21 protein-coding genes and 1 pseudogene are annotated in these 26,481 nt (G+C 73.0%); 7 read left to right on the top strand and 15 right to left on the bottom strand.

Going from position 1 to position 26,481, the window contains the following annotated elements:
- Nucleotide 1 precedes the first annotated feature (1 nt).
- The gene (locus ACIGXJ_RS11090; RefSeq protein ID WP_399643104.1) at nt 2-2,341 is read left to right on the top strand and encodes a hypothetical protein; all 2,340 of its coding nucleotides are present in this window, start codon (nt 2-4) and stop codon (nt 2,339-2,341) included.
- A gap of 61 nt (nt 2,342-2,402) precedes the next feature.
- Here ACIGXJ_RS11090 and ACIGXJ_RS11085 read toward each other — a convergent pair whose 3' ends face one another.
- The 4 genes from ACIGXJ_RS11085 to ACIGXJ_RS11070 all read right to left on the bottom strand — a co-directional run bounded on the left by ACIGXJ_RS11085 (nt 2,403) and on the right by ACIGXJ_RS11070 (nt 8,062).
- Nucleotides 2,403-3,857, bottom strand: a complete 1,455-nt coding sequence (locus ACIGXJ_RS11085) for a dihydrolipoamide acetyltransferase family protein (protein WP_399643102.1) — start codon at nt 3,855-3,857, stop codon at nt 2,403-2,405.
- Nucleotides 3,858-3,867: 10 nt separating this feature from the next.
- Nucleotides 3,868-4,845, bottom strand: a complete 978-nt coding sequence (locus ACIGXJ_RS11080; protein ID WP_399643100.1) for an alpha-ketoacid dehydrogenase subunit beta — start codon at nt 4,843-4,845, stop codon at nt 3,868-3,870.
- A 1-nt stretch (nt 4,846) separates the two neighbouring features.
- Nucleotides 4,847-6,037: a pyruvate dehydrogenase (acetyl-transferring) E1 component subunit alpha gene (gene pdhA, locus ACIGXJ_RS11075; RefSeq protein WP_399643098.1), complete on the bottom strand. Its 1,191-nt coding sequence runs from the start codon at nt 6,035-6,037 to the stop codon at nt 4,847-4,849.
- A 384-nt stretch (nt 6,038-6,421) separates the two neighbouring features.
- Nucleotides 6,422-8,062 (bottom strand): protein kinase, encoded by a 1,641-nt coding sequence (locus tag ACIGXJ_RS11070; RefSeq protein ID WP_399643097.1) that lies wholly within the window; start codon nt 8,060-8,062, stop codon nt 6,422-6,424.
- 342 nt (nt 8,063-8,404) lie between these two features.
- Between ACIGXJ_RS11070 and ACIGXJ_RS11065 the strand changes: the two genes are divergently transcribed.
- Nucleotides 8,405-10,054 carry a protein kinase gene (locus ACIGXJ_RS11065; protein ID WP_399643095.1) on the top strand — a complete coding sequence of 550 codons (1,650 nt, stop codon included), beginning with the start codon at nt 8,405-8,407 and terminating at the stop codon, nt 10,052-10,054.
- Between the two features lie 141 nt (nt 10,055-10,195).
- On the opposite strand, the gene ACIGXJ_RS11060 is transcribed toward ACIGXJ_RS11065, so the two are convergent.
- Nucleotides 10,196-10,738 (bottom strand): bacterial proteasome activator family protein, encoded by a 543-nt coding sequence (locus ACIGXJ_RS11060; protein WP_399643092.1) that lies wholly within the window; start codon nt 10,736-10,738, stop codon nt 10,196-10,198.
- Nucleotides 10,739-11,445: 707 nt separating this feature from the next.
- On the opposite strand from ACIGXJ_RS11060, the gene ACIGXJ_RS11055 reads away from it, so the two are divergent.
- Entirely contained in the window at nt 11,446-11,874 is a 429-nt protein-coding gene (locus tag ACIGXJ_RS11055; RefSeq protein WP_399643090.1) for a hypothetical protein, read from the top strand.
- A 79-nt stretch (nt 11,875-11,953) separates the two neighbouring features.
- Here the strand turns inward: ACIGXJ_RS11055 and ACIGXJ_RS11050 are convergent, their stop codons facing one another.
- Nucleotides 11,954-12,934 (bottom strand): NAD(P)H-quinone oxidoreductase, encoded by a 981-nt coding sequence (locus ACIGXJ_RS11050; RefSeq protein ID WP_399643088.1) that lies wholly within the window; start codon nt 12,932-12,934, stop codon nt 11,954-11,956.
- Nucleotides 12,935-13,050: 116 nt separating this feature from the next.
- Here ACIGXJ_RS11050 and ACIGXJ_RS11045 point away from each other — a divergent pair, with 116 nt between their 5' ends.
- Both ACIGXJ_RS11045 and ACIGXJ_RS11040 read left to right on the top strand, forming a co-directional pair.
- Nucleotides 13,051-14,058: an ATP-binding cassette domain-containing protein gene (locus tag ACIGXJ_RS11045; RefSeq protein ID WP_399643086.1), complete on the top strand. Its 1,008-nt coding sequence runs from the start codon at nt 13,051-13,053 to the stop codon at nt 14,056-14,058.
- Nucleotides 14,055-14,897 carry an ABC transporter permease gene (locus tag ACIGXJ_RS11040; RefSeq protein WP_399643084.1) on the top strand — a complete coding sequence of 281 codons (843 nt, stop codon included), beginning with the start codon at nt 14,055-14,057 and terminating at the stop codon, nt 14,895-14,897. Before ACIGXJ_RS11045 ends, ACIGXJ_RS11040 begins: the two co-directional genes overlap by 4 nt.
- A gap of 3 nt (nt 14,898-14,900) precedes the next feature.
- On the opposite strand, the pseudogene ACIGXJ_RS11035 reads toward ACIGXJ_RS11040, so the two are convergent.
- Nucleotides 14,901-15,551, bottom strand: a pseudogene (locus tag ACIGXJ_RS11035) (potassium channel family protein); the annotation flags it as partial.
- Nucleotides 15,552-15,829: 278 nt separating this feature from the next.
- Here ACIGXJ_RS11035 and ACIGXJ_RS11030 point away from each other — a divergent pair.
- Nucleotides 15,830-16,828, top strand: a complete 999-nt coding sequence (locus ACIGXJ_RS11030) for a potassium channel family protein (RefSeq protein ID WP_399643691.1) — start codon at nt 15,830-15,832, stop codon at nt 16,826-16,828.
- Nucleotides 16,829-16,916: 88 nt separating this feature from the next.
- On the opposite strand, the gene ACIGXJ_RS11025 is transcribed toward ACIGXJ_RS11030, so the two are convergent.
- From ACIGXJ_RS11025 to pdhA (ACIGXJ_RS11005), 5 genes are all read right to left on the bottom strand, one after another.
- Complete coding sequence (locus ACIGXJ_RS11025; protein WP_399643082.1) at nt 16,917-18,254, bottom strand: molybdopterin molybdotransferase MoeA; 1,338 nt, start codon at nt 18,252-18,254, stop codon at nt 16,917-16,919.
- Entirely contained in the window at nt 18,251-19,180 is a 930-nt protein-coding gene (locus tag ACIGXJ_RS11020) for a DUF6457 domain-containing protein (protein ID WP_399643689.1), read from the bottom strand. Before ACIGXJ_RS11020 ends, ACIGXJ_RS11025 begins: the two co-directional genes overlap by 4 nt.
- Nucleotides 19,181-19,372: 192 nt before the next feature.
- Nucleotides 19,373-20,932: a dihydrolipoamide acetyltransferase family protein gene (locus ACIGXJ_RS11015; RefSeq protein ID WP_399643080.1), complete on the bottom strand. Its 1,560-nt coding sequence runs from the start codon at nt 20,930-20,932 to the stop codon at nt 19,373-19,375.
- Nucleotides 20,932-21,936, bottom strand: coding sequence for an alpha-ketoacid dehydrogenase subunit beta (locus ACIGXJ_RS11010; RefSeq protein WP_399643078.1), 1,005 nt, complete (start codon nt 21,934-21,936; stop codon nt 20,932-20,934). Before ACIGXJ_RS11010 ends, ACIGXJ_RS11015 begins: the two co-directional genes overlap by 1 nt.
- Entirely contained in the window at nt 21,933-23,072 is a 1,140-nt protein-coding gene (gene pdhA, locus ACIGXJ_RS11005; protein ID WP_399643076.1) for a pyruvate dehydrogenase (acetyl-transferring) E1 component subunit alpha, read from the bottom strand. Before pdhA (ACIGXJ_RS11005) ends, ACIGXJ_RS11010 begins: the two co-directional genes overlap by 4 nt.
- 214 nt (nt 23,073-23,286) lie before the next feature.
- On the opposite strand from pdhA (ACIGXJ_RS11005), the gene ACIGXJ_RS11000 reads away from it, so the two are divergent.
- Complete coding sequence (locus tag ACIGXJ_RS11000) at nt 23,287-23,817, top strand: Lrp/AsnC family transcriptional regulator (protein WP_399643074.1); 531 nt, start codon at nt 23,287-23,289, stop codon at nt 23,815-23,817.
- A gap of 15 nt (nt 23,818-23,832) precedes the next feature.
- Here ACIGXJ_RS11000 and ACIGXJ_RS10995 read toward each other — a convergent pair whose 3' ends face one another.
- The 3 genes from ACIGXJ_RS10995 to ACIGXJ_RS10985 form a co-directional block, all read right to left on the bottom strand.
- Nucleotides 23,833-24,153: a hypothetical protein gene (locus ACIGXJ_RS10995; protein WP_399643072.1), complete on the bottom strand. Its 321-nt coding sequence runs from the start codon at nt 24,151-24,153 to the stop codon at nt 23,833-23,835.
- A gap of 70 nt (nt 24,154-24,223) precedes the next feature.
- Nucleotides 24,224-24,814: a TetR/AcrR family transcriptional regulator gene (locus ACIGXJ_RS10990; RefSeq protein ID WP_399643070.1), complete on the bottom strand. Its 591-nt coding sequence runs from the start codon at nt 24,812-24,814 to the stop codon at nt 24,224-24,226.
- Nucleotides 24,811-26,328 (bottom strand): 3-hydroxyacyl-CoA dehydrogenase, encoded by a 1,518-nt coding sequence (locus ACIGXJ_RS10985; protein ID WP_399643068.1) that lies wholly within the window; start codon nt 26,326-26,328, stop codon nt 24,811-24,813. The genes ACIGXJ_RS10990 and ACIGXJ_RS10985 overlap by 4 nt, the downstream gene beginning before the upstream one ends.
- Nucleotides 26,329-26,481: the final 153 nt, after the last annotated feature.

The raw sequence follows: 26,481 nt of genomic DNA, 5'->3' as shown, positions 1-26,481 counted from the left end.
TATGGACCACGACGCTGAGCAGCAGCACCCCGCCCAGGCGAATCCCGGCTACGCGGCAGGCCAGTTGGCCGCCGCGCTGCGGACTGCGGCCACCCACGAGGACCACGCCACCCGGCGCCGCGCCGAGGAACGCGGACTGAAGTGGCGTGCCGTGCTGACCGGGATGGCGAACGGCCTGCTGTCCGTCGGTTCGCGCACTCCGGTCGCCGGACTGCCCGCGTGGGTGACGCCCGAGGTCGTCCGGGGCGGCTTCGCCACCGGTGAGCCGAGCGCGGGAGGCCCGCTGCTCCCCCATGAGACCGCCGCCGCCCGGCGGGCCAAGGTGCCCGAGGACCGGCAGGCGCTGTTCGCGTACTTCCTCTCCGAGGACGGTCTCACCGAGCTGTACGGCCTGCTCGACAGCGGGCGCTACGAGATCGCCGTGCCCGAGGAGGCGGCCCTGCTGACCGTCGCGTGGCTGGTCCGCGCCGGACGGACGGACGCCGCGCTGGACCTCGTCCACGAGCTGGCGCCGTTCGCAGGGCGGCTGCGGTTCGCGCCCCGGCCGGCCGAGCGGCCCGCGCCCGGGGCCGACGCCGTCCACCGCTCCACCGTCGCCGAGGCCCGCGCGTCCCTGGCCCGGCGGCAGCCGAGCACGGCCGTGGAGACCCAGCGGGAGGCCCTCGCCGTCTGGCAGCCGTTCGGGGACGAGCTGCTCACGCACTGGCTGGAGGTGACCGGCGACGACGGCTGGATCCGCGTCCCGCCGGCCGGCCCCGGCAGCGCCTGGCACGCCCACTGCGCCGCACTCGTCGCCCGCTACCGCGACCTGGCCCGGGACCACACCCTGTGCACCAAGCACCGCAGCCCCAAGGAGAACCTCGGCATCCTGCGCGGCGCGCTGGAGGACGTCGTCGCCGGGCGGGAGCTCGACGCGCGGCGGCTCGGGCTGCTCAGGAGCGCGCTGACCTCGATGGTCCGGCGGCGCGGGCTCCCCGGCTCCGCGCGGCACTCCGCCCTGCGCCGGCAGCAGGCCGCCCAGGCGGCGCTGCCCTCGCACCACGCGCTGGCCCGGCTGGTGCACGACCGGCTGGCCGTGCTGCCCGCGCAGGGCGGCATCGCGGAGGTCGGGCCGTTCGTCGGGGAGGTGAGCGAGCCGGAGGCGGCCCGTAGCGGACTGCCCGCCGGCGCCGCGATCCCCGCTGCCCTGCGACGGCCCGTGGAGATCGCCCTGAGCGCGCCCCTCGGCACGCTGATCGAGCGCGGCATCGTGCCGTCGGCGGAGGTCCTCGCCACGTTCGTGCCGCAGCTCGTGGCCACGGCCACCGCGCAGGCCCACCCGGACCCGGCGCTGCGCACCCTGGCCGCCGCGCACTACCGGGCCTTCCGCAACCGGCGCTCGCTGCTGCTGCTCAACCTGGAGCGGCAGGTGCGGGCCGAGGAGCTGCCGTGGGTGCGGGCCGTCGCCGCGCACCGCGTCGACGGAGAGGCCGGTGACGTCGCCGCCGCCGCACTGCGGCAGCTGGGCGGCCTCGCCGTGCAGGCGTTCCCGGGCACGGTCCTGCCGAACCCGCTGGTGCGGGAGCTGTCCGTGCTCGCCCGGCAGGCGGACCTCGGCGCGCCCCTCGTCGAGGAGCTGGCCTCGGACATCTTCATGGGCACCTTCACGCCCAAGTTCCTCGCCTCGGCGCGCGTGGCCGCGGAGCTGCTGGGCGGCGGCTCCCTCTACGAGCGCTACTACGCCATCGACTACCGCTCCCTGCGCAACCTCGCGATCGTCGAGGCCGGTGAGGCGGCACGGCGGTCGTACGGGGCGCGTACGTCACCGGGGTTCGCCGAGCTGTGCAAGCGGCGGGCCGCGCAGTTCGAGCCCGGCTCGCGGAACGGCTCACGCAACGGCTCGGGCGGCGGCTCCTGGGTCGCCGCGAACGGCACGGTGATCGAGCAGGCGCAGATCCTCACGACCCACAACCTGGCCACCCTGGTCCACCGGGTGGGCATCGCCCCCGAGACGGGCTGGGACGAGCTGGCCCGGCGGTCGTTCGTGACGGTGTGCCGGCTGACCGCGCGCCTCCACCACAACCCGCGGCCCCTGGGCACGATCAAGGACGTCGCCTACGCCTGGCGGCAGATGCTGTTCCACCTGTCGCTGTGCACCCCGGGCGGGCGGGCCCGCACCCTGGCCTGGCTGGCCGGGGAGGCCGCCCGCCACCCGTGGCACGTCGCCGTCCGGCTCGCCCCGGCGCTCACCGGCCTCCGCCAGGTCTCGGAGGGCGGCTCGGCCCGGGAGGGCGAGGGACGGATGCTGCTGGGCTGGAGCACCGGCGGCCACTGGCTGCGGCCGGACCCGGTGCTTTCCTGACGTGCTGTACCGACTTCTCTCCTGACGTGCCTCGACCGGCGCGCCGTCCTGACGCGGCCGGTCAGGCCCAGGTGATCAGTCGCTTGGGCTGCTCCAGGATCGCGGCGATGTCCGCGAGCACCTTCGAGCCCAGCTCGCCGTCGACCAGGCGGTGGTCGAAGGACAGCGCCAGGGTGGTGACCTGACGCGGCTTGACCTTGCCCTTGTGGACCCACGGCTGGAGCTTGATCGCGCCGACCGCGAGGATCGCCGACTCGCCCGGGTTGAGGATCGGGGTGCCGGTGTCGACGCCGAACACGCCGACGTTGGTGATCGTCACCGTGCCGCCCTGCATCGCCGCGGGCGAGGTCTTGCCCTCGCGCGCGGTGGACACCAGCTCACCGAGCGCCTCCGCGAGCTGCGGGAGCGTCTTGGCGTGGGCGTCCTTGATGTTCGGGACGATCAGGCCGCGCGGGGTGGCCGCGGCGATGCCCAGGTTGACGTAGTGCTTGAGCACGATCTCCTGGTTCGCCTCGTCCCAGGACGCGTTGACGTCCGGGTTGCGCTTGATGGCGACCAGCAGGGCCTTGGCGATCAGCAGGAGCGGGTTGACCCGCAGGCCCTGCATGTCCTTGTCCTGCTTGAGCTCCTCGACGAGCTTCATCGTGCGCGTGACGTCGACCGTGACGAACTCGGTGACATGCGGCGCGGTGAACGCCGAGCCGACCATCGCCGCGGCCGTCGCCTTGCGGACGCCCTTGACCGGGATCCGGGTCTCGCGCGCGGTGTCGTACGCCGCCACCGGCGCGGGGGCGGCCTGCGCGGCGGCCGGGGCCGGGGCGGCCGTCGGCGCGGGAGCCTCCGCCGGGGCGGGTGCCGCCGCCGCGTGGACGTCCTCGCGGGTGATGATGCCGTCCGGGCCGGTCGGGGTGACCGTGGCCAGGTCGACGCCGAGGTCCTTGGCGAGCTTGCGCACCGGCGGCTTGGCGAGCGGGCGGTCCTTGCCCGCCTGGGCCGGGGCTGCGGCCGGGGCGGGTGCCGGTGCCGCGGGGGCGTGGCCGTTCAGCTCGGTCTGGATCGCCGCGGACGCCTGGGCCGACACCTCCGGACCCTTGCGCGGGCGGCGCTTGGTGGAGGAGGCGGCGACGCCGTAGCCGACGAGGACCGGCTGGCGGCCCTGCGGCTCGGGCTCCTCCGCGGCGGCCGGTGCCGGCTGTGCCGCCGGGGCGGCCTGCTCGACGGGGGCCTGCGCGGGCGCGGGCTCGGGCGCGGCTCCGCCCGAGACGTCCACCGCGATGATGGACGTGCCCACGTCGACCGTGGTGCCCTCCGGGAAGTGCAGGGCGCGCACCACACCGTCGTAGGGGATGGGCAGTTCGACGGCCGCCTTGGCGGTCTCGACCTCGCACACCACCTGGCCGTCGGTGACGGTGTCACCGGGCTGGACGTACCACTTGAGGATCTCGGCCTCGGTGAGGCCCTCGCCCACGTCCGGCATCTTGAACTCGCGTACGGACGCTTCAGTCATCGTCGTCACGACCCTCTCCTCAGTACGCCAGGGCACGGTCGACGGCGTCGAGCACCCGGTCCAGGCCCGGCAGGTACTCCTCCTCCAGGCGCGCCGGCGGGTACGGGGCGTGGTAGCCGCCGACCCGGAGCACCGGGGCCTCCAGGTGGTAGAAGCAGCGCTCGGTGATCCGGGCGGCGATCTCCGCGCCGGAGCCGAAGAACACCGGCGCCTCGTGGACCACGACCAGGCGGCGGGTCTTCTCGACCGAGGCCTGGATGGAGTCGAAGTCGAGCGGCGAGACCGAGCGCAGGTCCAGGACCTCCAGGTTCCGCCCCTCCTCGGCGGCCGCCGCGGCGACCTCCAGACAGGTCTTCACCATCGGGCCGTAGGCGGCGAGGGTCAGGTCGGTGCCCTCACGCACCACCTGCGCCTTGTGCAGCGGGCCGGGGATGGCCTCGGTGTTGACCTCGGCCTTGTCCCAGTAGCGCCGCTTGGGCTCGAAGAAGATCACCGGGTCGTCGCTCTGGATGGCCTGCTGCATCATCCAGTACGCGTCGGAGGCGTTCGACGGGGAGACGATCTTCAGGCCCGCGACGTGCGCGAACAGCGCCTCGGGGGACTCGGAGTGGTGCTCGACCGCGCCGATGCCGCCGCCGTAGGGGATGCGGACCACGACGGGCAGCTTGACCTTGCCGAGCGAGCGGGCGTGCATCTTCGCGAGCTGCGTGACGATCTGGTCGTACGCCGGGAAGACGAAGCCGTCGAACTGGATCTCCACCACCGGGCGGTAGCCGCGCAGGGCGAGGCCGATCGCGGTGCCGACGATGCCGGACTCCGCGAGGGGGGTGTCGATGACGCGGGACTCGCCGAAGTCCTTCTGCAGGCCGTCGGTCACCCGGAACACGCCGCCGAGCTTGCCGACGTCCTCGCCCATGACGAGGACCTTCGGGTCGGTCTCCAGTGCGCGGCGCAGCGATTCGTTGATCGCCTTGGCCAGAGCCATCTTCTCGGCCATCTCAGTGACCCCCCTCTACGTCCGCGAACGACGCCTGGTAGGCGGCGAACTGGGCGCGCTCCTCGTCGACGAGCGCGTGCCCGTCCGCGTACACGTTCTCGAAGATGGCGAAGTGGTCCGGGTCCGGCATGGCGCGGACCGCTTCACGCACTCGCCTGCCCAACGCCTCGGACTCGGCCTCCAGTTCCGCGAAGAATCCCTCGTCCGCGTGGTTTGCGGCCTCCAGATAGCGGCGAAGGCGCAGGATCGGGTCCTTGGCCTCCCAGGCCTGACGCTCCTCGTCGCCGCGGTAGCGGGTGGGGTCGTCGGAGGTGGTGTGGGCGCCCATGCGGTAGGTGAAGGCCTCGACCAGGGTCGGGCCCTCGCCGCTGCGGGCGCGCTCCAGCGCCTGCTTGGTGACCGCGAGGCAGGCGAGGACGTCGTTGCCGTCGACGCGGACGCCGGGGAAGCCGTAGCCCTGTGCGCGCTGGTAGAGCGGGACGCGGGTCTGCTTCTCGGTGGGCTCGGAGATCGCCCACTGGTTGTTCTGGCAGAAGAACACGACGGGCGCGTTGTAGACCGCGGCGAAGGTGAAGGACTCCGCGACGTCGCCCTGGCTGGAGGCGCCGTCGCCGAAGTAGGCGATGACCGCCGAGTCCGCGCCGTCCTTGGCGATGCCCATGGCGTAGCCGGTGGCGTGCAGCGTCTGCGAGCCGATGACGATCGTGTACAGGTGGAAGTTGTTGCCGTTGGGGTCCCAGCCGCCGTTGTTCACGCCGCGGAACATGCCCAGCAGGTTGGTCGGGTCGACCCCGCGGCACCAGGCCACACCGTGCTCGCGGTAGGTCGGGAAGACGTAGTCGTCCTCGCGCGTGGCACGGCCGGAGCCGATCTGGGCGGCCTCCTGGCCCAGCAGCGACGCCCACAGGCCCAGCTCGCCCTGGCGCTGCAGGGAGGTGGCCTCGGCGTCGAAGCGCCGGGTGAGCACCATGTCGCGGTACAGGCCGCGCAGCTCTTCGGGGGTGATGCCGTCGACGTACTGGTCGTACTCGGCGTTCTTGACTCGCTCGCCCTCGGGCGTCAGCAGCTGCACGAGCTCAGGGTCGGTGCCCTTCTTGGCGCTCGTGCGGGTGGTGCGCTTGGCGCCGGTGGTGCCGGCCTTGCTTCCGGCGCCGCCTCGCGGCTTGCGCGCGGCAGTGCTCTCCACGCTCACGTGTGCTCCTCCGTCGGTCCGGCTACCCGGGTTCGCCGGGTGCCAGTGCGGCTCGCCTGCTGGCCCAGGGGACGCACGGGGTGGGTGCGGCTCATGGGGACAGGCGTGACAGGTGCCCCGGCGAGCGCCCTGCAAAAAGCACGTTACCCAGTGCTCCACATTTCTGTGAAACCCCTCCTGACCTGCGTTTTTGCTTGGATTTCCAAGTAAATCGCGAATGGTCGGGAACAACTCCTGGTCACAGCCTTGCAGGGGGCCGGAACTACGGCACGTTATCCCGCTGAACCGGGCCACGGGAAGAGTCTTTCTTAGTCCAACCGGTCAGTAATACCGGCCAGTAATAAGCGGCCCGGGTGTTGTTGTGCCTTTTGCTTGGCTTTTGCCTTAACCGACGACGCCGCCGTCGTTGGCGCCGCCCGCGTCCGCGCCGCCGCCCTCGGTGGTGCCGCCCGTGTCGGTGCCGCCGTCGGTGGTGCCACCGGTGTCCGTGCCGCCGTCCGTGGTGCCGCCGTCGGTGGTGCCGCCGGTGTCCGTGCCGCCCGTCTCGGTCGGCTGGGTGTCCGTCGGCTCGGTGTCCGTCGGCTCACCGCTCGGCGTGCTCGACGGCGTGGAGGACGGCGTCCAGGACGGGGTCGGCGTCGGCGTCCACTCGCCCCAGCCGCCGCCCCCGCCGGTGCTGCCGTTGTCCGGCGTGTCCTGCGTCTGCTCCTGCGTCGGCTCGTCGCTCGGCTCCTCGGAGGCGGTCTCCTCCTGGCTGGACCGCGAGACGCTCGGCGTCGGCGTGGGAGTGGGCTTCTCGCCCTTGCCGTCCTTGTTGTTCAGCGCCAGGGCGACACCCGCCGCGATCGCGATCACCGCGAAGACGGCCAGGATCCACAGCTTGCCGCGGCCGCTGCCCTTGTTGCCGTGGCCCTCGAAGCCGCCGTCGTCGCCGTGGCCGTACTGCGGCAGGATCGGCTGCGGGATCTGCGCCGTGCCCGCGCCGCCGTCCGTCGAGTGCGACAGCAGCGCCGTACCGGCCATGCCCATCGCCGCGCCGTGGCCGCCGTCGTGCACGGTCACCGGGCCGGTGTTCCAGGTGCCGGTGTGGCCGCCCTGGTCGTACAGCATCTGCAGGGCGTACTGCACCAGACCGCGCATCTCCTCGGCGGTCTGGAAGCGGTCGTCGGGGTCCTTGGCGAGGGCGCGCATCGCCAGGCCGTCCAGCTCCGGCGGCGAGGCGTCGGAGACCTCCGACGGCGGCACCGGGATGTCCTGGACGTGCTGGTAGACCACCGACAGCGGGGTCTCGCCGACGAACGGCGGGCGCAGCGCGAGGAGTTCGTACAGCAGGCAGCCGGTCGCGTACAGGTCGGAGCGGTGGTCGACGGCCTTGCCGAGGGCCTGCTCCGGGGAGAGGTACTGCGGGGTGCCCATGACCATGCCGGTCTGCGTCATCGTCGTCGACGCGCCGTGCAGGGCGCGCGCGATGCCGAAGTCCATCACCTTCACGGCGCCGTTGTTGGTGATGATGACATTGGCGGGTTTGATGTCGCGGTGCACGATGCCGTGCTGGTGCGAGTAGGCCAGCGCCTCCAGCACACCCGAGACGATGATGAGGGCCTGCTCGGGCCCCGGCGCCTCGGCGTTGAGCAGCAGGTCGCGGATCGTGCGGCCCTCGACCAGCTCCATCACGATGTACGGCACCGACTGGCCGCCCATGCGGTCCTCGCCGGAGTCGTACACGGCGACGATGGCATGGTGGTTGAGCCCGGCGACCGACTGGGCCTCGCGCGTGAAGCGCGCCTTGGAGACCGGGTCCTCGGCGAGGTCGGGACGCAGCAGCTTGACGGCGACGGTGCGGCCGAGGCGCACGTCCTCGGCGGCGAACACCTCCGCCATGCCGCCCCGGCCGAGCCGACGGGTCAGCCGGTACCGGCCGTCCCCGACAAGCCCTCCGTTGCCCCAGGACTCCGGCGCGTCCGACATGCCGCCGCCAGTCGCCTCGGGTTCGGACGGACCCTGAGCGCGCTGCTGCTGTGCCATCAGTCCTCGCCGTCGTTTCTGCCCGCGGTGCGCGCGGTGTTGTTACGGTCTCCGTCGGCCACGCTACAGCCTCCGCGCGATCCGCCGGTCCGAGATGGCGCCGCCACGGCCAGGAGCCGGACCGGTCATCAAACCGTGGTTTCCAGCCGTGGCGCAAATTCTGTGTACCGCCCGTACGCCCGCTGTAACGCTTCCGCGACGCTTCTTTCGCGTACGGTCACGGAACGGGCACCGAGCTTGACGTGTCAGTGCCCTGGGGCAGACTTGGCCGGGAATAACTCATTTCGATCACGCGGGAGCACAGCAGCCGCTGTCGCCGGCGCCTACGGGGGACCCAAGACGATGAGCCAGGACGGCGCACAGGACCGCTACACGGCGCGCGCTCTCGCCGGCGGCCGCTACCAACTGCGTGACCTGCTCGGCCAGGGCGGCATGGCCGCCGTGCACCTCGCGTACGACAGTGTCCTGGACCGCCAGGTCGCGATCAAGACGCTGCACACCGAACTGGGCCGCGAGCCCGCCTTCCGCGAGCGGTTCCGCCGCGAGGCGCAGGCCGTGGCCAAGCTCACCCACACCAACATCGTCTCCGTCTTCGACACCGGCGAGGACGACGTCGACGGCATGACGACGCCGTACATCGTCATGGAGTACATCGAGGGCCGCCCGCTCGGCTCGGTGCTCGACGAGGACGTACGGCAGTACGGCGCGATGCCCGCCGACAAGGCGCTGAAGATCACCGCCGATGTGCTCGCGGCCCTGGAGATCAGTCACGAAATGGGGCTGGTGCACCGCGACATCAAGCCCGGCAACGTGATGATGACCAAGCGCGGCGTCGTCAAGGTGATGGACTTCGGCATCGCCCGTGCCATGCAGTCGGGCGTCACCTCGATGACCCAGACCGGCATGGTCGTCGGCACCCCGCAGTACCTCTCGCCGGAACAGGCCCTGGGCCGTGGCGTGGACGCCCGCTCCGACCTGTACTCGGTCGGCATCATGCTGTTCCAACTGGTCACCGGGCGGCTGCCGTTCGACGCGGACTCGCCGCTGGCCATCGCGTACGCGCACGTCCAGGAGGAGCCGGTCGCCGCCTCCTCCATCAACCGCTCGCTGCCGCCGGCCGTGGACGCGCTGATCGCCCGCGCGCTGCGGAAGAACCCGAACGAGCGCTTCCCGACCGCCGTCGCCATGCGCGACGAGTGCCTGCGGGTCGCCGCCTCCTTCCATCCGGCCGCGCCGAACATCGTGGCCGGCGCGCCGACCGGCAGCGGCGCGGGCGTGGGATCCGCGGTGTTCCCGCCGGTCGACCAGGCCACTTCGGCCCCCACCGGCCCGGTACAGACGCCCTACCAGCCGACGCCGCCGCCGAACCCGTACAGCACCCCCGCGCCCACGCCCTCGCCCGCCCCCGCGTACGGCTACCCGCACCAGGGCGGCTACCAGCAGCCGCACGCGGCCTCCGGGTACGCGCCGCAGCCGGGCACCGCGACGCCGCCGCCGTACAACATCACCCCGCAGCAGGCGCCCGCGCCGGGCGGCGGCCGCAAGAGCAACCGGTCGGTGGTCATCGGCTCGATCGTGGTCGCGGTCGTCGCCGTCGGCGGGCTGATCGCCGCCCTGACGCTGAGCGGCGGGGACAAGGGCGACGAGGGCAAGGACGGCGACCCGAGCACCTCCGCGTCCTCGTCGCAGAAGCCGGGCTACCGGCCGCCGGACCACACGCGCACGATCGAGACGACCGCCTGCACCGAGCCCACCGAGTCCTACAACGACCCGGACAAGGTCAAGCTCCCCGACTTCCGGTTCAAGGACCTCGACTCGGTCCGGCAGTGCCTCGCGGCGGCGAACTGGAACATGTCGAAGAAGGACGTCGACAACAACACCTGGGGCGACGGCACGGTCCTGCAGCAGTTCCCGGCACCGGGCACGGACGTCGACCCGAAGGACCCGGGCGAGATCCAGCTGAACGTCTCGACGGGCAACCCGATCGAGTGACATCCGCGAAATCCATGACGTAGAAGGGTTCGGCAGCACTCGGCTGCCGAACCCTTCGCGTATCCGGGGTCGGCTGAGCAGGCATGACGAAGGGCCCGGCAGCACAGGCTGCCGGGCCCTTGCCCGATCATGGGCCAGTGGTCACAGGTAGGGCCCGCCCGAGCGGGCGCCCGGGTGCTGCTCGCCGTCCTCGTGACCGCCGGCGCCCGGCGGGAGTGCGCGGCGCATCTGCTCCAACTGGGCCCTGGCCGCCATCTGCTGGGCGAACAGCGTGGTCTGGATGCCGTGGAAGAGACCCTCCAGCCAGCCGACCAACTGCGCTTGGGCGATCCGCAGTTCGGCGTCGCTAGGGGTGGTCTCGTCGGCGAAGGGCAGGGACAGCCGCTCCAACTCCTCGACCAGCTCCGGCGCGAGGCCGTCCTCGAGCTCCTTGACCGAACTGGCGTGGATCTCCTTGAGCCGGGCCCGGCTGGCCTCGTCCAGAGGCGCCACACGCACCTCTTCGAGCAGCTGCTTGATCATGCTGCCGATCCGCATGACCTTCGCGGGCTGCTCCACCTGCTCCGTCACCGGGACCTCGCGGGAGTCCTCGTCTCCATTGCCACCGCTGAGCGCCATCCCGTCCTGGCCCACGACCAGGATCTGAGGGTTCTCCGGCGACCTCTCGTTCCTCGGCATCTCCATGCCGCCATTCTCTCGCACCCGTACAGCTCACCATCGTGGTGCCCCCGGGGAAGGGTGATCCACCTTTTCCGGGGCGGGGTTTCCGGCCGAAGCACGTTCGACAGAGTGGCGGAGTCCGGAATGCCGGGAATGCGGGGTGGTGTGAGGGTGGGGGTGTGAGTCGTTGGATGTGGGTGACGCGGGGGTGGGTCGCCGCGCCCTTGGTCCTGTCGGCGGGGCTGGCAGTGCCGGCCGCCGTGGCGGCCTCGGGTGTGGCTGTGGCTGTGGGTTCCGCGGCTGTGGGTTCCGCGGCTGTGCGATCAGCGGCCATGGGTTCTGCGGCTGTGGGTTCCGCGGCTGTGCGATCAGCGGCCATGGGTTCTGCGGCTGTGGGTTCCGCGGCTGCGGGTACCGCGGCTGTGCGATCAGCGGCCATGGGTTCCGCGGCTGTTGCGGCTGTGGGTGCCTCGGCCGGTCCGGGTTCCTCCGGTGCTTTCGGTTCATCGGCCGTAGTGGGCTCCCCCGTCGCCCCAGGGCCCGGGGCGCCTTCCTCCCATGGGCCGGCCCGGAGGTCCGCCCCGCCCTCCGCCGGGGGCTGGGGCACCGCTCATGGGCCCGGCACCCCGCGCTCGGCCTCCCCGTCGGAGTCCGAGAAGCCCTCCGCCGAGCCGTCCCGTGCCGGGAGCCGTGCCGGGGAGGGCCGGGAGCGGCCGGGGCGGCGGCCGGAGATGCCCGCACGCGGGGAGGACCGCGAGGACGACCCGGGCCGGCCCTCCACGAAGCCGCGCGTCCCGGCCGACGAGGACGAGGACCGTCCGCCCACCGGGGGCACGGAGAGCCGCGGGACCTCCGAGGAGGGCGAGGGCGACCCGAACGACGGGAGCGGGCAGGCCTCCGGGAACAGCGAAGGCTCCGGCGAGGACCCCGGCAGCGGCAAGGACCCCGGCAGCGGCGAGGACCCCGGCGGCGGGCGCCTGGACAGCGCCCCCGCCGCCGACCCCGCCGCGACCGGCACCGCCTCGCCGCGCCCCCTCGCCCCGCAGGCCGGCGCCCCCGCCGAACCGATGCTGCACGTCCTGCCCCTCGGCAGCGGGCTGATGCTCATCGGCCTCGGTCTGGCCCTCGCCTTCGTCGGCCTGCGACTGAGGCGGGGATAGCCGAGCAGCGGGCCCGGCGGGCGACCAGCAGCGCCTCGCCGCGCCCCTTCGCCCCGCAGGCCGGCGCCCGGCAGCGGACCTACTCGGCGACCAGCAGCACCTTGCCCACGTGGCCGCTCTCCTCGACCCGGCGATGGCCCGCGGCCGCGTCGCTCAGCGGGACCTCGCTGTCGACGACCGGCCGGATGTGCCCGGCCTCCAGCAGCGGCCAGACGTGCTCGCGTACGGCGGCGACGACGGCCGCCTTCTCCTCCAGCGGCCGGGCGCGCAGCGAGGTCGCGGTGACGGCGGCGCGCTTCTTCATCAGCGCGCCGATGTTCAGCTCGCCCTTCACCCCTCCCTGCATGCCGATGATCGCCAGACGGCCGCTGACCGCGAGGGCCCGGATGTTGCGGTCCAGGTACTTGGCGCCCATGTTGTCGAGGATGACGTCCGCCCCGGCCCCGTCGGTGGCCTTGTCGAGCTCGGCGACGAAGTCCTGCTCGCGGTAGTTGATCAGGATGTCCGCGCCCAGGTCCGCGCAGCGCTCCAGCTTCTCCGCGCTGCCCGCCGTGACGGCGACCCTGGCGCCGACGGCCTTGGCGAGCTGGACGGCCATGGTGCCGATGCCGCTGGAGCCGCCGTGCACCAGCAGGGTCTCGCCGGGCCGCAGGTGGGCGATCATGAAGACGTTCGACCAGACCGTGCAGACCACCTCGGGCAGCGCGGCGGCCTGGGTGAGGGTGACACCCTTCGGCACCGGCAGCAGCTGGCCCGCGGGGACGGCGAGCTTCTGGGCGTAGCCGCCGCCCGCGAGCAGCGCGCACACCTCGTCGCCGACGGACCAGCCGTTCACCCCGGACCCGAGCGCGGTGATCCGCCCGGAGCACTCCAGGCCGGGGTACGCGGACATGCCGGGCGGCGGGTCGTAGAAACCCTGCCGCTGCAGGATGTCGGCCCGGTTGACGGCGCTCGCCGCCACCTCGACCAGGACCTCGCCCGGGCCGGGTACCGGGTCGGGGACCTCGTCCCAGACCAGCGCCTCGGGCCCACCAGGTTCGGGAATCGTGATCGCATACATGAAACGGACGCTACCCCGCCCCGGCCCGGCCGCTCCGAAATCCCCGTGCGGGACCGATGAATTTGCGCGACCGTGAAGGTCTCCCCTGCGTACCCCCTTACGCGGAAGGACCTCCCATGAGCCGGCATACCTCCGGCCTGGCCATCGAGACCGCGGGCCTGGTGAAGACGTTCGGTGAGACCAGAGCGGTCGACGGAGTCGACCTCGCGGTGCCCACGGGCACGGTCTACGGCGTCCTCGGCCCGAACGGCGCAGGCAAGACGACCACGGTGAAGATGCTCGCCACCCTGCTCAGGCCCGACGGCGGCCAGGCCCATGTGTTCGGCCACGACGTGGTGCGCGAGGCCGACGAGGTGCGCGGCCGGGTGAGCCTGACCGGGCAGTACGCCTCGGTGGACGAGGACCTGACCGGCACCGAGAACCTGGTGCTGCTGGGCCGGCTCCTCGGCCACGGCAAGAAGGCCGCGCGCGAGCGCGCCGCGCAGCTGCTGGCGGCCTTCGGGCTGTCCGAGGCCGCCGGAAAGCAGGTCAAGCACTACTCGGGCGGCATGCGGCGCCGGATCGACATCGCCGCGTCCATCCTCAACACCCCCGACCTGCTCTTCCTCGACGAGCCCACGACGGGTCTCGACCCGCGCAGCCGCAACCAGGTGTGGGACATCGTGCGCGCGGTCGTCGCGCAGGGCACCACCGTGCTGCTGACCACGCAGTACCTCGACGAGGCCGACCAGCTCGCGGCCCGGATCGCGGTCATCGACAACGGCAGGGTCATCGCGGAGGGCACCAAGGGCGAGCTGAAGGCGTCCGTCGGCGCCGGCTCGGTCCATCTGCGGCTGCGCGATCCGGCCCAGCGGCCGGAGGCCGAACGGGTGCTGCGGCTGACCCTGGACGCGGACGTGCAGCTGGAGCCCGACCCGGTGGCGCTGACCGCCCGGGTCGGCGCGGGTGCGGCGAACGGGCGGGGCGCGGCCGAGCAGGCGGCCCGCGCGCTCGCGGAGCTGGCCCGCCGCGGCGTCACCGTCGACAACTTCTCACTGGGCCAGCCCAGCCTGGACGAGGTGTTCCTCGCCCTGACCGGACACGACACCCGGCGCAAGCAGACCGAAGGGGAGGCGGCGGCATGAGCACCGCGACCGACACCAAGGACCTCGCTCCCGTCAGCGCCGAGTCGCTCGCCGCCCTGCTGGTCGCCGGGGAGCGGCCCCCGCGGCCCAGCGCCTGGTCGACGTCGCTGACCTTCGGCTGGCGCGCGGTGCTGAAGATCAAGCACGTACCGGAGCAGCTCTTCGACGTCACCGCGTTCCCGATCATGATGGTGCTGATGTACACGTACCTCTTCGGCGGGGCGCTGGCCGGGTCGCCGAAGGAGTACATCCAGTTCCTGCTGCCGGGCATCCTCGTGATGTCGGTCGTGATGATCACGATGTACACCGGCGTCTCGGTGAACACCGACATCGAGAAGGGCGTCTTCGACCGCTTCCGGTCCCTGCCGATCTGGCGGCCGTCGACGATGGTCGGCTATCTGCTGGGCGACGCGCTGCGCTACACGATCGCGTCCGTCGTGATGCTCACGGTCGGGCTGATCCTCGGTTACCGGCCGGACGGCGGGGTCGCCGGTGTGATCGCCGGGATCGCGCTGCTGATCGTCTTCTCGTTCGCGTTCTCGTGGATCTGGACGATGTTCGGGCTGATGCTGCGCTCGGAGAAGTCGGTGATGGGCGTCAGCATGATGGTGATCTTCCCGCTGACCTTCCTGTCCAATGTCTTCGTCGACCCGCACACCATGCCCGGCTGGCTCCAGGCGTTCGTGAACAACAGCCCGATCACCCATCTCGCCTCGGCCGTACGCGGCCTGATGGCCGGTGACCGGCCGGCCGCCCAGATCGCCTGGACCCTGGGCTGGGCCGTCCTGTTCGTGCTGGTCTTCGGCCCCGTCACGATGCGGCTGTACAACCGCAAGTAGCCCTCATCGCGCCGGCGCGTCCTGCTGCCTGCGCACGATCGTCACGATCCGGTCCGTCGGTTCCAGCACACCGATGGCCGGATCGTCGTACGCCAGCACCCGGTGCCCGCGTACGACGGTGACGACCAGGTCGGCCAGGTCGCGCGGGCGGCGGCCGGTCTCCGCCTTGGTGACAGGGCGCTCCACCATGTCCAGGCCGCTGCCCTGCCGCATCAGGCTCTCCATCACCTGCCCGGCCGCCGGGGTGAGGACGGACAGCCCCAGCAGACGCCCGGCCGCGCTCGCGCCGGTGACGACCTCGTCCGCGCCGGACTGCTTCAGCAGCGGGGCGTTCTCCTCCTCCCGGACCGCCGCCACGATCGTGGCGGTCGGGTTGAGCTGGCGGGCCGTCAGCACGACCAGCACGGCCGTGTCGTCGCGCTGGGTCGCGACGATGATCTGCCCCGCCCGCTGGACCTCGGCCTGCCGCAGCACATCGCTGCGCGTGGCGTCCCCGGCGACCGTCTCGAAGCCCTCCGCGGCCGCCGCGGCCATCGCCTTGGCGCTGGGGTCGATCACCACGACCCGCTCCTGCTTCAGCCCCGCGGCGCAGACGGTACGAAGGGCCGCCCGGCCCTTCGTACCGAATCCGATGACGACGGTGTGGTCACGCACGGGGCCTCCAGCACTACAGGCGGTTCCGGGGTGGGGCGGATGTACGCAACCATGGTGCGCGATCTCCCGCCGACCAGGATGCGTGATCTGCCGACGGCCCCGGTGCATGATCCCCGACGGTCGCGCTGCCGACGTTCTACGATCGCGACGTGGGACAGCCGATGAGACAGGACCAGTCATCCGCGGCCAGGGCGGCGAGGACCTCCCCGCTGCGGTACCTGAGGTACCGCTCGCACCGTGAGGCACGCGACGACGCCGAGGCGGGCCGGTCCATCACGATGCCCACCGGCACCGTCCTGCACCCGCTCCAGCAGGTGATGCGGCGCCTGACCATGGCCCTCGGGGTGCTGGTCCTCACCACGCTGATCGTCTACGCCGACCACTCCGGCTACCACGACAACTCCGACGGCTCCGTCGATCTGCTCGATGCCGCCTACTACGCCACCGTCACGCTCTCCACCACCGGCTACGGCGACATCACCCCGGCCAGCGACGCCGCCCGGGTGGTGAACATCCTCCTCATCACGCCGCTGCGGGTGATCTTCCTGATCATCCTGGTCGGCACGACCCTGGAGGCCCTCACCGAACGCACCCGGCAGCAGGTCCGTGTGCACCGCTGGCGCAGCCGCACCCGCGACCACATCGTCGTCGTGGGCTACGGCACCAAGGGCTACCACGCCGTACGGACCCTGATCGGACAGGGCGTGGGCAAGGAGCGGATCGTGGTGGTGGACGCCCAGCGCAAGGCGGCGACCGCGGCCGGCGACGACGGCCTGGTGGCGATCATCGGGGACGCCACCCGTTCCGAGACCCTGCTGAAGGCGGAGGTGGCCACCGCCTCGCGGGTGATCGTCGCCCCGCAGCGCGACGACACCGCCGCTCTGGTCACCCTCACCGTCCGGCAGCTGAACCGGCACGCCACCATCGTCGTGGCCGCCCGGGAGGACGAGAACGTGCCCCTGCTGCGGCAGAGCGGCGCGGACACCGTCGTCACCAGCTCCAGCTCCGCCGGACGCCTGCTCGGTGTCTCCATGGTCAGCCCGGTCGTCGCCCGGACCCTGGAGGACATCATGACCCTCGGCGCCGGGCTCGACCTGGTGGAACGCCCGGTGACGCAGGCCGAGGCGGGGAAGGACCCCCGCAAGTGCACCGACCTGGTCATGGCCGTCGTACGCGACCGGAAGGTCCTGGACTACGCGGACGAGCGGATCGGGACGCTGCGGGTGGGCGACCGGGTCGTCACGGTGCAGCGGGCGGTCGAGGAGCCGGAGGAGTAGGCGCCACCGGCCGCCGTGCGGTGATGTTTCACGTGAAACCCACCCTGTTGGCGGCGTTTCACGTGAAACACGCTCGCTGGGCCATGTTTCACGTGAAACAGGCGTCGATCCCGGCCGTCGCCCACGGCAGTTCGAGCAGTTCCGTCTCCTGCCCTCGCTGCGCACCACCGGGAGGTACGACGGCCAGGGCGTCGGCCGCGGCGATACCGCGGAGCATGGCCGGGCCGTTGTAGTGCAGCGGCACGGCATGGTCGGCGCGCAGGACGACCGGGACGAGGCGGGTGTCATGGGGATGGCCGTGCACGGCGTCCCGCAGCGGCAGCGCGTACGGCTCCGGGGCCGGGCGCGCGGCGAGGGCCCGCAGCAGCGGCTCGGCGAGGGTGAGCAGCCCGGAGACGGCCGCGAGAGGGTTGCCGGGCAGGCCGACGAGGTGCTGGCCGTCCTTGGTGCGGGCCAGCAGCATGGGGTGGCCGGGGCGCACCTGTACGCCGTTCACCAGCAGCTCGGCGCCGATGCGGCGCAGGGTGGGGTGAACATGGTCGACGGGGCCGGCCGCGGTTCCGCCGGTGGTGACGACGAGGTCGGCGTCGCTCTCGGCGATGGCCTTGTACAGGGCCTCGGCGTCGTCCCCGAGCCGGCGCACGGCGATGACCTCGGCCCCCAGGGCCCGCAGCCAGGGCGGCAGCATCGGGCCGAGCGCGTCGCGGATCAGGCCGTCGTGCGGGAGCCCTTCGGTGAGCAGCTCGTCGCCGAGGACCAGGACTTCGGCGCGGGGGCGGGGGACGGCGCGGAGCGTGTCGTATCCGGCGGCCGCGGCCAGGCCGAGCACGGCCGGGGTCACCAGGGTTCCCCCGGGGAGGAGTCGGTCGCCGCTGCGGCACTCCTGGGCACGCGGGCGGATGTCCTGGCCGTGGGCGACCTCGCGGGTGGGATGCAGCCGCCCCTTGTCGTCGGTGCGGCCGTGTTCGCTGCGCAGTACGGCGGTGGTGTCCGGGGGGATTCGGGCGCCGGTGGCGATCCGGACGGCCTCGCCGTCGTCGAGGCGGACGGGCTCGGCGTGTCCGGCCAGCACGCCCTCGTCCCGCACGCTCCAGGGTCCGGGCCCGGCGACCGCCCAGCCGTCCATGGCGGAGGTGTCGAAGGAGGGCAGGTCGGTGAGCGCGGTGAGCGGCTCGGCCAGGACCAGGCCCAGCGCGGCGTCCAGGGACACGGGCTCGGGCGTGCGGCGCGCGATCCTGCGGGCGGCGCGGGCCGCGAGCACGCGGGCCTCGGGCCAGGGCGTGCCCCGGTGACGGGTGCCCCCCTGCGGGCCGCCCGCGGCGGACGGCTGCGGTACGACGGCGTCCGTGCCGGGTGTGTTCACCAGGGCCAGGGCCTCCTCGACGTCGAGGTCGTCGGCGTCCTGGCCGAGGCCGTGGGCGGTCATCCCGCGTCCGGGCGGGTGTCGGGCGTGGCGTCGGGCGCCACATCGGGCTTGGCGTCGGCTGCGGCGCCGGGCAGGGTGTCGGCTGCCGTGCCGGGCCGGGTGTCGGGCCTGGTGTCCGCCGCGTCCTCCCGTGCCCAGAGCTGGGCCAGGGCGGCGGCCTTGCGCGCGGCTTCGGCCACCGCCTCGGGGCCGCCTCCGGCGTGGGCGGCGGCGTAGCCGACGAGGAAGGTGGTCAGGGGCGCGGCCGGCCGGGCGACTCCGTGGGCGGCGTCACGGGCCAGGTCGAGCAGGGTGCCGGTGTCGACGTCCAGGTCGATGCCCAGCTCGTCCTTGACTGCGGAGATCCATTCGTCCAACACGTGCTCATGCTCCCTGATGCGGGCTCTGGCGGTGGCGATGTCGTCCCAGGTGTCGCAGTCGAAGGCCGCGACCGGGTCGGTGAGGTGGGTCAGACCGAGTCCGGCGGTCAGCCGCCGCAGCGGCAGGCCGGTCAGCGCGCCGTGCTCGGCGGTGAGCCGGGCCAGGCCGTGCCGCAGGGCGTCGGTCCGGTAGGCCGCCACGAGCGGCTGGTCCCGTCCGTCGGCGTCGGCGAGCAGCACGCCGTCGCTCTCGCCCGCCCGCAGGGCCGTCAGCAGCCGGTGGACGGTGTCCCCGGCCAGGAACGGCAGGTCGGCGGAGAGGACGACGACGCTCGGTGCCTGGGTGTGGCGCAGTCCGGCGTCGAGCGCGGCGAGCGGACCGCCGCCGGCCGGCTCCTCGCGGGCCCAGCGCACAGGCCGGGCGGTGGGCCGCGGATCGGCGACGACCACGGTGGTCCGGGCTCCGGCGCAGGCGCCCAGCACCCGGTCGAGCAGGGCCCTCGCGCCCACCCGCACACCGGGCTTGTCGGCCCCGCCGAGCCGCCGCGCACCACCGCCGGCGAGCACGACGGCGTCGTACCCGGTGTCGCCGGCCTCGGTGGACTCGGCGGAGTCGGAGAGGGCGTTCTCGGTCACCCCCCGAGTATGCGGGCCCACCGGGGCCTGCGGAAACGGCGACCGACCCGCGATACGGCCGAGCGCGCCGGACGCAAACCGCCCGGCGCGCACGAGCCTCTCCTCTGAGAGACGCCAAGCGACTCAGAGGGTGCGCAGCAGCACCGCCGGCTGTTCGACGCAGTCCGCCACATAGCGCAGGAAGCCGCCGGCCGTGCCGCCGTCGCACACACGGTGGTCGAAGGTGAGCGAGAGCTGCACGACCTGGCGCACCGCCAGCTCACCCTCGTGCACCCATGGCTTGGGCACGATGCGGCCGACACCGAGCATGGCGGCCTCGGGGTGGTTGATGATCGGCGTGGAGCCGTCGACGCCGAACACGCCGTAGTTGTTCAGCGTGAAGGTGCCGCCGGTCAGGTCCGTGGGCGTGAGCGTCCCGGCGCGCGCGGCCTCGGTGAGCCGGGCGAACTCCGCGGACAGCCCCTCGGCGTCCCGCGCGTGCGCGTCGCGGACGACCGGGACGACCAGCCCCCGCTCGGTCTGCGCGGCGAAGCCGAGATGGACGTGCTCCAGCCGGACGATCTCCCGGGCCTCCAGGTCGACCGTGGAGTTGAGCTCGGGGAAGCGGGCGAGGGCGGCCGTGCAGATCCGCGCCAGCAGGGCGAGCAGGGAGATCTTCGGACCACCGGCCGCGTTCATCGCGGCGCGTGCCCGCATCAGCTCCGTCGCGTCGGCGTCCACCCAGCAGGTCGCGTCCGGTATCTCGCGCCGGCTGCGCGACAGCTTGTCGGCGACGGCACCGCGCACGCCCTTGAGGGGCACACGGACCTCGCCCTGCGCGGTGGCGGAGGAGCGGATCGGGGCCTCGGGGGCGGGGGCGGCGCCGGGTGTCGCGACCACACGCGTGTGCGGCTCGGCCGTCGACCGGGTCGTACGGCCCTGCGCGGCGGCCGCCCGCAGCGCGTACTCCACGTCCGCGCGCAGGATCAGGCCCTCGGGGCCGGAGCCGTGCAGCTCCCGCAGATCCAGGCCGTTCTCCCGGGCCAGTCGGCGGACGAGGGGCGAGATCACCGGGACGGGCCCCTCGGGGGTCTTCCCGGCGGCGGTCGCGGGCGCCACATGCGCACGAGCCTCACCCGCGACGGGCTCGGCCGTCCGGCGTCCGGCGTCCAGGCCGTTGGCGGAAGCCCGCGCCGCGGGGGCCGACGCCACGGGGGCCGGCCGGACCGCGCGGGCCCTGCGGCGGGCGGGACCCTCGGAGGTGCCGTAGCCCACGAGGACGTTGCCCGAGCCCTCGCCCGAGCCGCGGCCCGCGCCCGGCGCGGCCCCGCCGCCGGGACCGGAGCCGGCCCCCGGGGCCGCGCCGCCGTCCTGGCCGGCGCCACCGGGGGCACCCGCCCCGCCGGGCCGGCCGGGCACGCCCGCGTCCAGTCCCCCGGGCACAGCGCCTGAGGCGTCCGCGCCGACGGCGACCGTCAGCAGGGGTGCGCCGACGGGCAGTTCGGTGCCCTCCTCGCCGAAGCGGGCCGTGACCACGCCGCCGTAGGGGCACGGCACCTCGACCATCGCCTTGGCCGTCTCGACCTCGACGACCGGCTGGTCGATGGCGACGACGTCGCCGACCTGCACCAGCCAGCGCACGATCTCCGCCTCGGTGAGCCCCTCCCCGAGGTCGGGGAGCTTGAACTCCAGCACCTGTGCCATCAGCTCTCGGCCTCCCATTGCAGACGCGCCACGGCGTCCAGGATCCGGTCGACGCCGGGCAGGTGGTGCTTCTCCAGCATCGGCGGCGGATAGGGGATGTCGAACCCGGCCACGCGCAGCACCGGCGCCTCCAGGTGGTGGAAGCAGCGCTCCGTGACCCGGGCCGCGATCTCCCCGCCCGGTCCGCCGAACCCGCCCGACTCGTGCACGACGACCGCCCGTCCGGTCCGCCGCACCGAGGCGCAGACCGTCTCGTCGTCGAACGGCACCAGGGAGCGCAGGTCGACGACTTCGAGGTCCCACCCCTCGGCCCGCGCGGCCTCGGCGGCTTCGAGGCAGACGGGCAGGGACGGACCGTACGTGATGAGTGTGGCGCTCCGGCCCGGGCGCCGCACCACCGCGCGGCCTATCGGCTCAACGCTCTGCGGCTCCTCGGGGTTCCAGGAGTCCTTCGACCAGTACAGCCGCTTGGGCTCCAGGAAGACGACCGGGTCGTCGGAGGCGATGGCGGCGCGCAGCAGGCCGTAGGCGTCGGCGACCGTGGCGGGCGTGACGACATGGAGCCCCGGAGTCGCCATGTAGTACGCCTCGGAGGCGTCGCTGTGGTGCTCGACGCCGCCGATGCCGCCGCCGTAGGGGACGCGGATCGTGATGGGCAGGGGCATCTTGCCGCGGGTGCGGTTGCGCATCTTCGCGACGTGCGAGAGCAGTTGCTCGAACGCCGGGTAGGCGAAGGCGTCGAACTGCATCTCCACGACCGGGCGCAGGCCGTACATGGCCATGCCGACGGCTGTGCCGAGGATGCCGGCCTCGGCGAGCGGCGTGTCGGTACAGCGGTCCTCGCCGAACTCCTTGGCGAGGCCGTCGGTGACGCGGAAGACGCCGCCGAGGGTGCCGACGTCCTCGCCCATGACATGCACGGTGGGGTCCGCGGCCATGGCGTCGCGCATCGCGCGCGTGAGGGCCTGCGCCATGGTGGCGGGCTTCACGGCGACGGTGGTCATGACTGCGCACCTTCCCGGGCCTCGGCCTCGAACTCGGCCAGCAACTGTGCCTGCTGCTCCCGCAGTTGCGGGGTGGGCTCGGCGTAGACGTGGGCGAACAGGTCCATCGGGCCGAGGACCGGGTCCTGGTTCATGCGCTCGCGCAGGGCGGCGGCCATGGTCTCGGCGTCCTGGCGGGCGGCGTCGATACCGTCCTGGTCGAGCAGGCCGCGCTCGGTGAGCTCGCGCTCCAGCAGCAGGATCGGGTCGTGGTCGCGCCACGCCTCGACCTCGGAGTCGCCCCGGTAGCGGGTCGCGTCGTCGGCGTTGGTGTGGGCGTCGATGCGGTACGTGACCGCCTCGATCAGCGTCGGACCGCCGCCCGCGCGGGCGTGGCGGACGGCGTCGGTGAGGACCTCGTGCACCGCGGCGGCGTCGTTGCCGTCGACCAGCCGGCCCGGCATGCCGTACCCGACGGCCTTGTGGGCCAGGGAGGGGGCGGCGGTCTGCTTGGCGAGCGGGACGGAGATGGCGAAGCCGTTGTTCTGCACGAGGAAGACGACGGGGGCCTGCCATACGGCGGCGAAGTTCAGCGCCTCGTGGAAGTCGCCCTCGCTGGTGCCGCCGTCGCCGACCAGGGCGAGCGCGACGACGTCGTCGCCCTTGAGGCGGGCGGCGTGCGCGAGGCCCACGGCGTGCGGCAGCTGGGTGGCCAGCGGGGTGCACAGGGGGGCCACGCGGTGCTCGTGCGGGTCGTAGCCGGTGTGCCAGTCGCCGCGCAGCAGGGTGAGCGCCTCGACCGGGTCGACTCCGCGCGCGACGGCCGCGAGCGTGTCGCGGTAGCTGGGGAAGAGCCAGTCGCGCTCCTCCAGGGCGAGCGCGGCGGCGACCTCGCATGCCTCCTGGCCGGTGCTGGAGGGGTAGACGGCGAGGCGGCCCTGCTTGGTGAGGGCGGTGGCCTGCGCGTTGTACCGGCGGCCGCGGACCAGCTCGGCGTACAGCCGGCGCAGCAGCCCGGGGTCGGCCTTGGCGGCCGCGTCCGTGCCGAGGACGCGGTAGGGCTCCGGGTCGGGCAGCAGCGGCGCGGGGTCGGTACGGGGCTGCCAGGCGGGCGGCGGCGATGGCCGATACGCACCACGCTGCTCCATGACCGTCATGACGGCACCTCCTCGTGGGAGCGACTTCCGGCGCAGCGTCTGTGATGCGCCTCACCTACCGATTGTTCGGTCGCCGGCACATTTTGGCTACAGGCGGCCTCAGGCTGTGGACAAACGGTTCTCCACAGCCTCTGATGGACGCAGTACGTCCATGGTAGGGAGGCGGGGGGACATGGCACCTGAACAAATGGCCGAAGGACCGGCCGAGCGACCGATGGACAGACCGACGGACAGACCGGCCGACAGACCGGCCGACAGACCGGACACCGGACCGGACGCCGGGGCCGCTCCGCCGCAGCCCCGTCCGCTGGACGCCATCGATCAGGACATCCTGCGCATGCTCCAGGCCGACGGGCGCGCCTCCATACGGTCGGTGGCCGAGCGGGTGCACGTCTCGCGGGCCAACGCCTACGCCCGCATCAACCGTCTCGTCGAGGACGGGGTCATCCGCGGCTTCGGCGCCCGCGTCAACCACGAACGCGCGGGCCAGGGCACCTCCGCGTACATCACTCTGAAGATCGTCCAGAACTCCTGGCGCACGGTGCGCGAGCAACTGCGCCGGCTGCCCGGCGCCGCCCATATCGCGTTGGTCGGAGGGGACTTCGACGTCCTGCTGCTGGTGCACGTCTCCGACAACCGCGCGCTGCGCGAGCTGGTGCTGACCCGGCTGCAGGCCATCCCGGAGGTGCTCAGCAGCCGCACGCTGCTGGTGTTCGAGGAGGAGGACCTCGAACCGCAGAACTGACGGCCGGCAGGCGCGTCAGCTCGCGGCGAAGGCCACGCCGAGCGCCAGCGCGAACAGCACCGGGAGCATCGCGCACCCGGCCCCGGCACCGGCGGCGATCATCCGCGGTGCCCGCAGGGACCGGCGGTGCGGCAGCAGCCAGGCCAGCACGAGCAGGGCGGACGCCCAGTAGAGGATGCCGCCGAAGGCCCCGACGCCGTCCTGGGACCGGAACCAGAAGTACTCCAGCATTAGGCACGGCACGCCGAACGCGGAGGCCACGAGCGGTGCCCTCCACCAGGTGGGGTGGGCCGTGGCGGGTCGCGGGGTGCTGGGAGGCAGGTCGTCGTGCTCCATGCCACCCAGCCCATCACCACCGTCCGCGCGGGGCATCGGGTGCCGTACTCAGGTGTCCACGCGCGCGTACTCAGTCCGCCTGGCGCAGTCCTCCGAAGACCAGCCGGGCGACGGCGTCGGCCACTTCGCGCTCGCTCATGCCGCGGCCGTCGGGGCGGTACCACTCGACGATCGAGTTGATCATCCCGAAGACCAGCCGGGTGGCGAGCCGCACCTCCACGTCGGCGCGTACGTCGCCGTCCGCGGCGGCCGCCTTCAGCAGCTCGGCGACCCGGTGGTCGAACTCGCGGCGCCGGTCCAGCGCCCAGCGCTCGGTGGCGGTGTTGCCGCGCACCCGCAGCAGCAGCGTCACATAGGGCAGTTCGGCCGTCAGCACCTCGACCATGCGCCGTACGACGTACTCCAGGCGGTCGGCGGCGCGCCCCACGCGCGCGTGCTCCTCGTCGAGGATGCCGAAGAGCCCGTCGAGGGCACGGCTCACGGCGCGGCGCAGCAGCTCCTCCTTGCCGGCGACATGGTGGTAGATCGACGACTTGGAGATGCCGGCCGCCTTGGACAGGTGCTCCATGGAGGTGCCGTCGTAGCCGCGCTCGTTGAAGACCTGGACGGCGACGGAGAGCAGCGTCTCGGGGGTGTACGTGTCGCGCTTGACGGTGGTCATGAGGTGCTCCCCTCCCGCTTGTCGGAGGCGTACGCGTGGCGGTACAGCGCGAGGGAGGGCGCGTAGCGGCCGGAGGGGTCGCGCAGGTGCAGGTCGTCCAGCAGGGCGTACGCCCAGTTGCGGCCGAGCCTGCGGCTCCACTCGAAGGGCCCGAGCGGGTAGTTGACGCCGAGGCGCATCGCGGTGTCGACGTCCTCCTCGGTGGCCACGCCCTTGGCGACGGCGTCGTGCGCGAGGTCGACGATCCGGGCGACCGTACGGGCGACGATCATGCCGGGGACGTCCCCGATGACGCTGACCTTCTTGCCGAGCGCCTGGAACAGTCCGATGGCCTCGGAGAGGGTCTGCGAGGAGGTGTCCTGGGAGGCGGACAGCGCGATCCGGGTCGCCCTGCGGTAGTCCAGGGCGAGGTCGAAGTAGACGACGTCGCGGAACTCCACCGAGGTCTGGCCGTCGGCGAGGGCCAGCTGACCGCCGCCGGGCAGCACCAGGCGACTGCCGTGGTCCTCCTCCTCCTCGCGGACCTGGATGCCCGCCTCGCGGATCATCGCGAGCAGTTCCGAGGCGGGGCCCAGATCGCCCTCGGCGACCACGTAGGCGGGCGGCCGGGCCGGCTCGGCGGTGTGCGGTTCGGGCCGCTCGGCGCCGTCGGCGTAGTCGTACCAGCCGTGGCCGCTCTTGCGGCCGAGACGCCCCGACTCCACCAGGCGTTGCTGGGCGAGCGAGGGCGTGAAGCGCACGTCCTGGAAGAAGGACCGCCACACGGAGTGGGTGACCGCCTCGTTGACGTCCTGCCCGATCAGGTCGGTCAGTTCGAAGGCGCCCATCTTGAAGCCGCCCGACTCGCGCAGGACGGCGTCGATGGTGGCCGGGTCGGCGCCCTGGGCCTCGTAGACGGCGAAGGCCTCGGCGTAGAAGGGCCGGGCGATGCGGTTGACGATGAAGCCGGGGGTGTCGGCGCAGGCGACCGGGGTCTTGCCCCAGGCGCGGGCGGTCTCGTACGCGCGCGTGGCCGAGGTGACGTCGGTGGCGAACCCGGAGACGACCTCGACCAGCGGCAGCAGCGGGGCCGGGTTGAAGAAGTGCAGGCCGACGAAGCGGCCCGGGTTGCGCAGGGCGCCGCCGATGGCGGTGACGGACAGGGACGAGGTGTTCGTCGCGAGCAGGCAGTCGTCGCCGACCACGTCCTCCAGCGCGCGGAACAGCTCCTGCTTGACGTCGAGCCGCTCCAGGATCGCCTCGACGACCAGCGAGCAGCCGGCGAGGCCGGCGATGTCCTCGGCCGGTTCCAGGCGGGCTCGGGCGGCGTCCCGGCCGGCGGCGGTGAGCCGGTCCTTCTCGACGAGCCGGTCGAGGCGGGCGCCGATCGCGTCGGCCGCCTCGCGGGCACGGCCGGGCGCGGCGTCGTACAGGCGCACGGGGTGGCCCGCGAGGAGCGCGACCTGGGCGATGCCCTGGCCCATGGTGCCGGTGCCGACGACTGCCACGGGGCTGCTGAGGTCGAGTGCTGTCATGTGCGCGATCCTCCCGCACGGGGTTTTCCACAGATGCGGCGGACCCCCTTGAACCGACCGATCGTTCGGTTACTCTAACTCTGACTGGCTGCAACCGCCCCCGTTTCTCCCGAGGTCAACGAGTTCAAGGAAGAACTCAGAAACTAGGAGTTG

It is taken from the genome of Streptomyces sp. NPDC053367 (assembly GCF_044545925.1).
GTDB lineage: Bacteria > Actinomycetota > Actinomycetes > Streptomycetales > Streptomycetaceae > Streptomyces.
The sequence above is the reverse complement of the archived record's forward strand: the minus strand, read 5'-3'. Positions and strand labels throughout refer to the sequence as shown.

Coding starts and splice junctions, on each gene's coding strand:
- ACIGXJ_RS11015 (WP_399643080.1), bottom strand. CDS start 20,932: ATGGCACAGGTGCTGGAGTTCAAGCTCCCCGACCTCGGGGAGGGGCTC.
- ACIGXJ_RS11000 (WP_399643074.1), top strand. CDS start 23,287: ATGGACAGACCGACGGACAGACCGGCCGACAGACCGGCCGACAGACCG.
- ACIGXJ_RS11025 (WP_399643082.1), bottom strand. CDS start 18,254: ATGACCGCCCACGGCCTCGGCCAGGACGCCGACGACCTCGACGTCGAG.
- ACIGXJ_RS11010 (WP_399643078.1), bottom strand. CDS start 21,936: ATGACCACCGTCGCCGTGAAGCCCGCCACCATGGCGCAGGCCCTCACG.
- ACIGXJ_RS10995 (WP_399643072.1), bottom strand. CDS start 24,153: ATGGAGCACGACGACCTGCCTCCCAGCACCCCGCGACCCGCCACGGCC.
- ACIGXJ_RS11070 (WP_399643097.1), bottom strand. CDS start 8,062: ATGGCACAGCAGCAGCGCGCTCAGGGTCCGTCCGAACCCGAGGCGACT.
- ACIGXJ_RS11060 (WP_399643092.1), bottom strand. CDS start 10,738: ATGGAGATGCCGAGGAACGAGAGGTCGCCGGAGAACCCTCAGATCCTG.
- ACIGXJ_RS11030 (WP_399643691.1), top strand. CDS start 15,830: ATGCCCACCGGCACCGTCCTGCACCCGCTCCAGCAGGTGATGCGGCGC.
- ACIGXJ_RS11040 (WP_399643084.1), top strand. CDS start 14,055: ATGAGCACCGCGACCGACACCAAGGACCTCGCTCCCGTCAGCGCCGAG.
- ACIGXJ_RS11045 (WP_399643086.1), top strand. CDS start 13,051: ATGAGCCGGCATACCTCCGGCCTGGCCATCGAGACCGCGGGCCTGGTG.
- ACIGXJ_RS10985 (WP_399643068.1), bottom strand. CDS start 26,328: ATGACAGCACTCGACCTCAGCAGCCCCGTGGCAGTCGTCGGCACCGGC.
- pdhA (WP_399643076.1), bottom strand. CDS start 23,072: ATGACGGTCATGGAGCAGCGTGGTGCGTATCGGCCATCGCCGCCGCCC.
- ACIGXJ_RS11050 (WP_399643088.1), bottom strand. CDS start 12,934: ATGTATGCGATCACGATTCCCGAACCTGGTGGGCCCGAGGCGCTGGTC.
- ACIGXJ_RS11080 (WP_399643100.1), bottom strand. CDS start 4,845: ATGGCCGAGAAGATGGCTCTGGCCAAGGCGATCAACGAATCGCTGCGC.
- ACIGXJ_RS11065 (WP_399643095.1), top strand. CDS start 8,405: ATGAGCCAGGACGGCGCACAGGACCGCTACACGGCGCGCGCTCTCGCC.
- ACIGXJ_RS11055 (WP_399643090.1), top strand. CDS start 11,446: ATGCCCGCACGCGGGGAGGACCGCGAGGACGACCCGGGCCGGCCCTCC.
- ACIGXJ_RS10990 (WP_399643070.1), bottom strand. CDS start 24,814: ATGACCACCGTCAAGCGCGACACGTACACCCCCGAGACGCTGCTCTCC.
- ACIGXJ_RS11090 (WP_399643104.1), top strand. CDS start 2: ATGGACCACGACGCTGAGCAGCAGCACCCCGCCCAGGCGAATCCCGGC.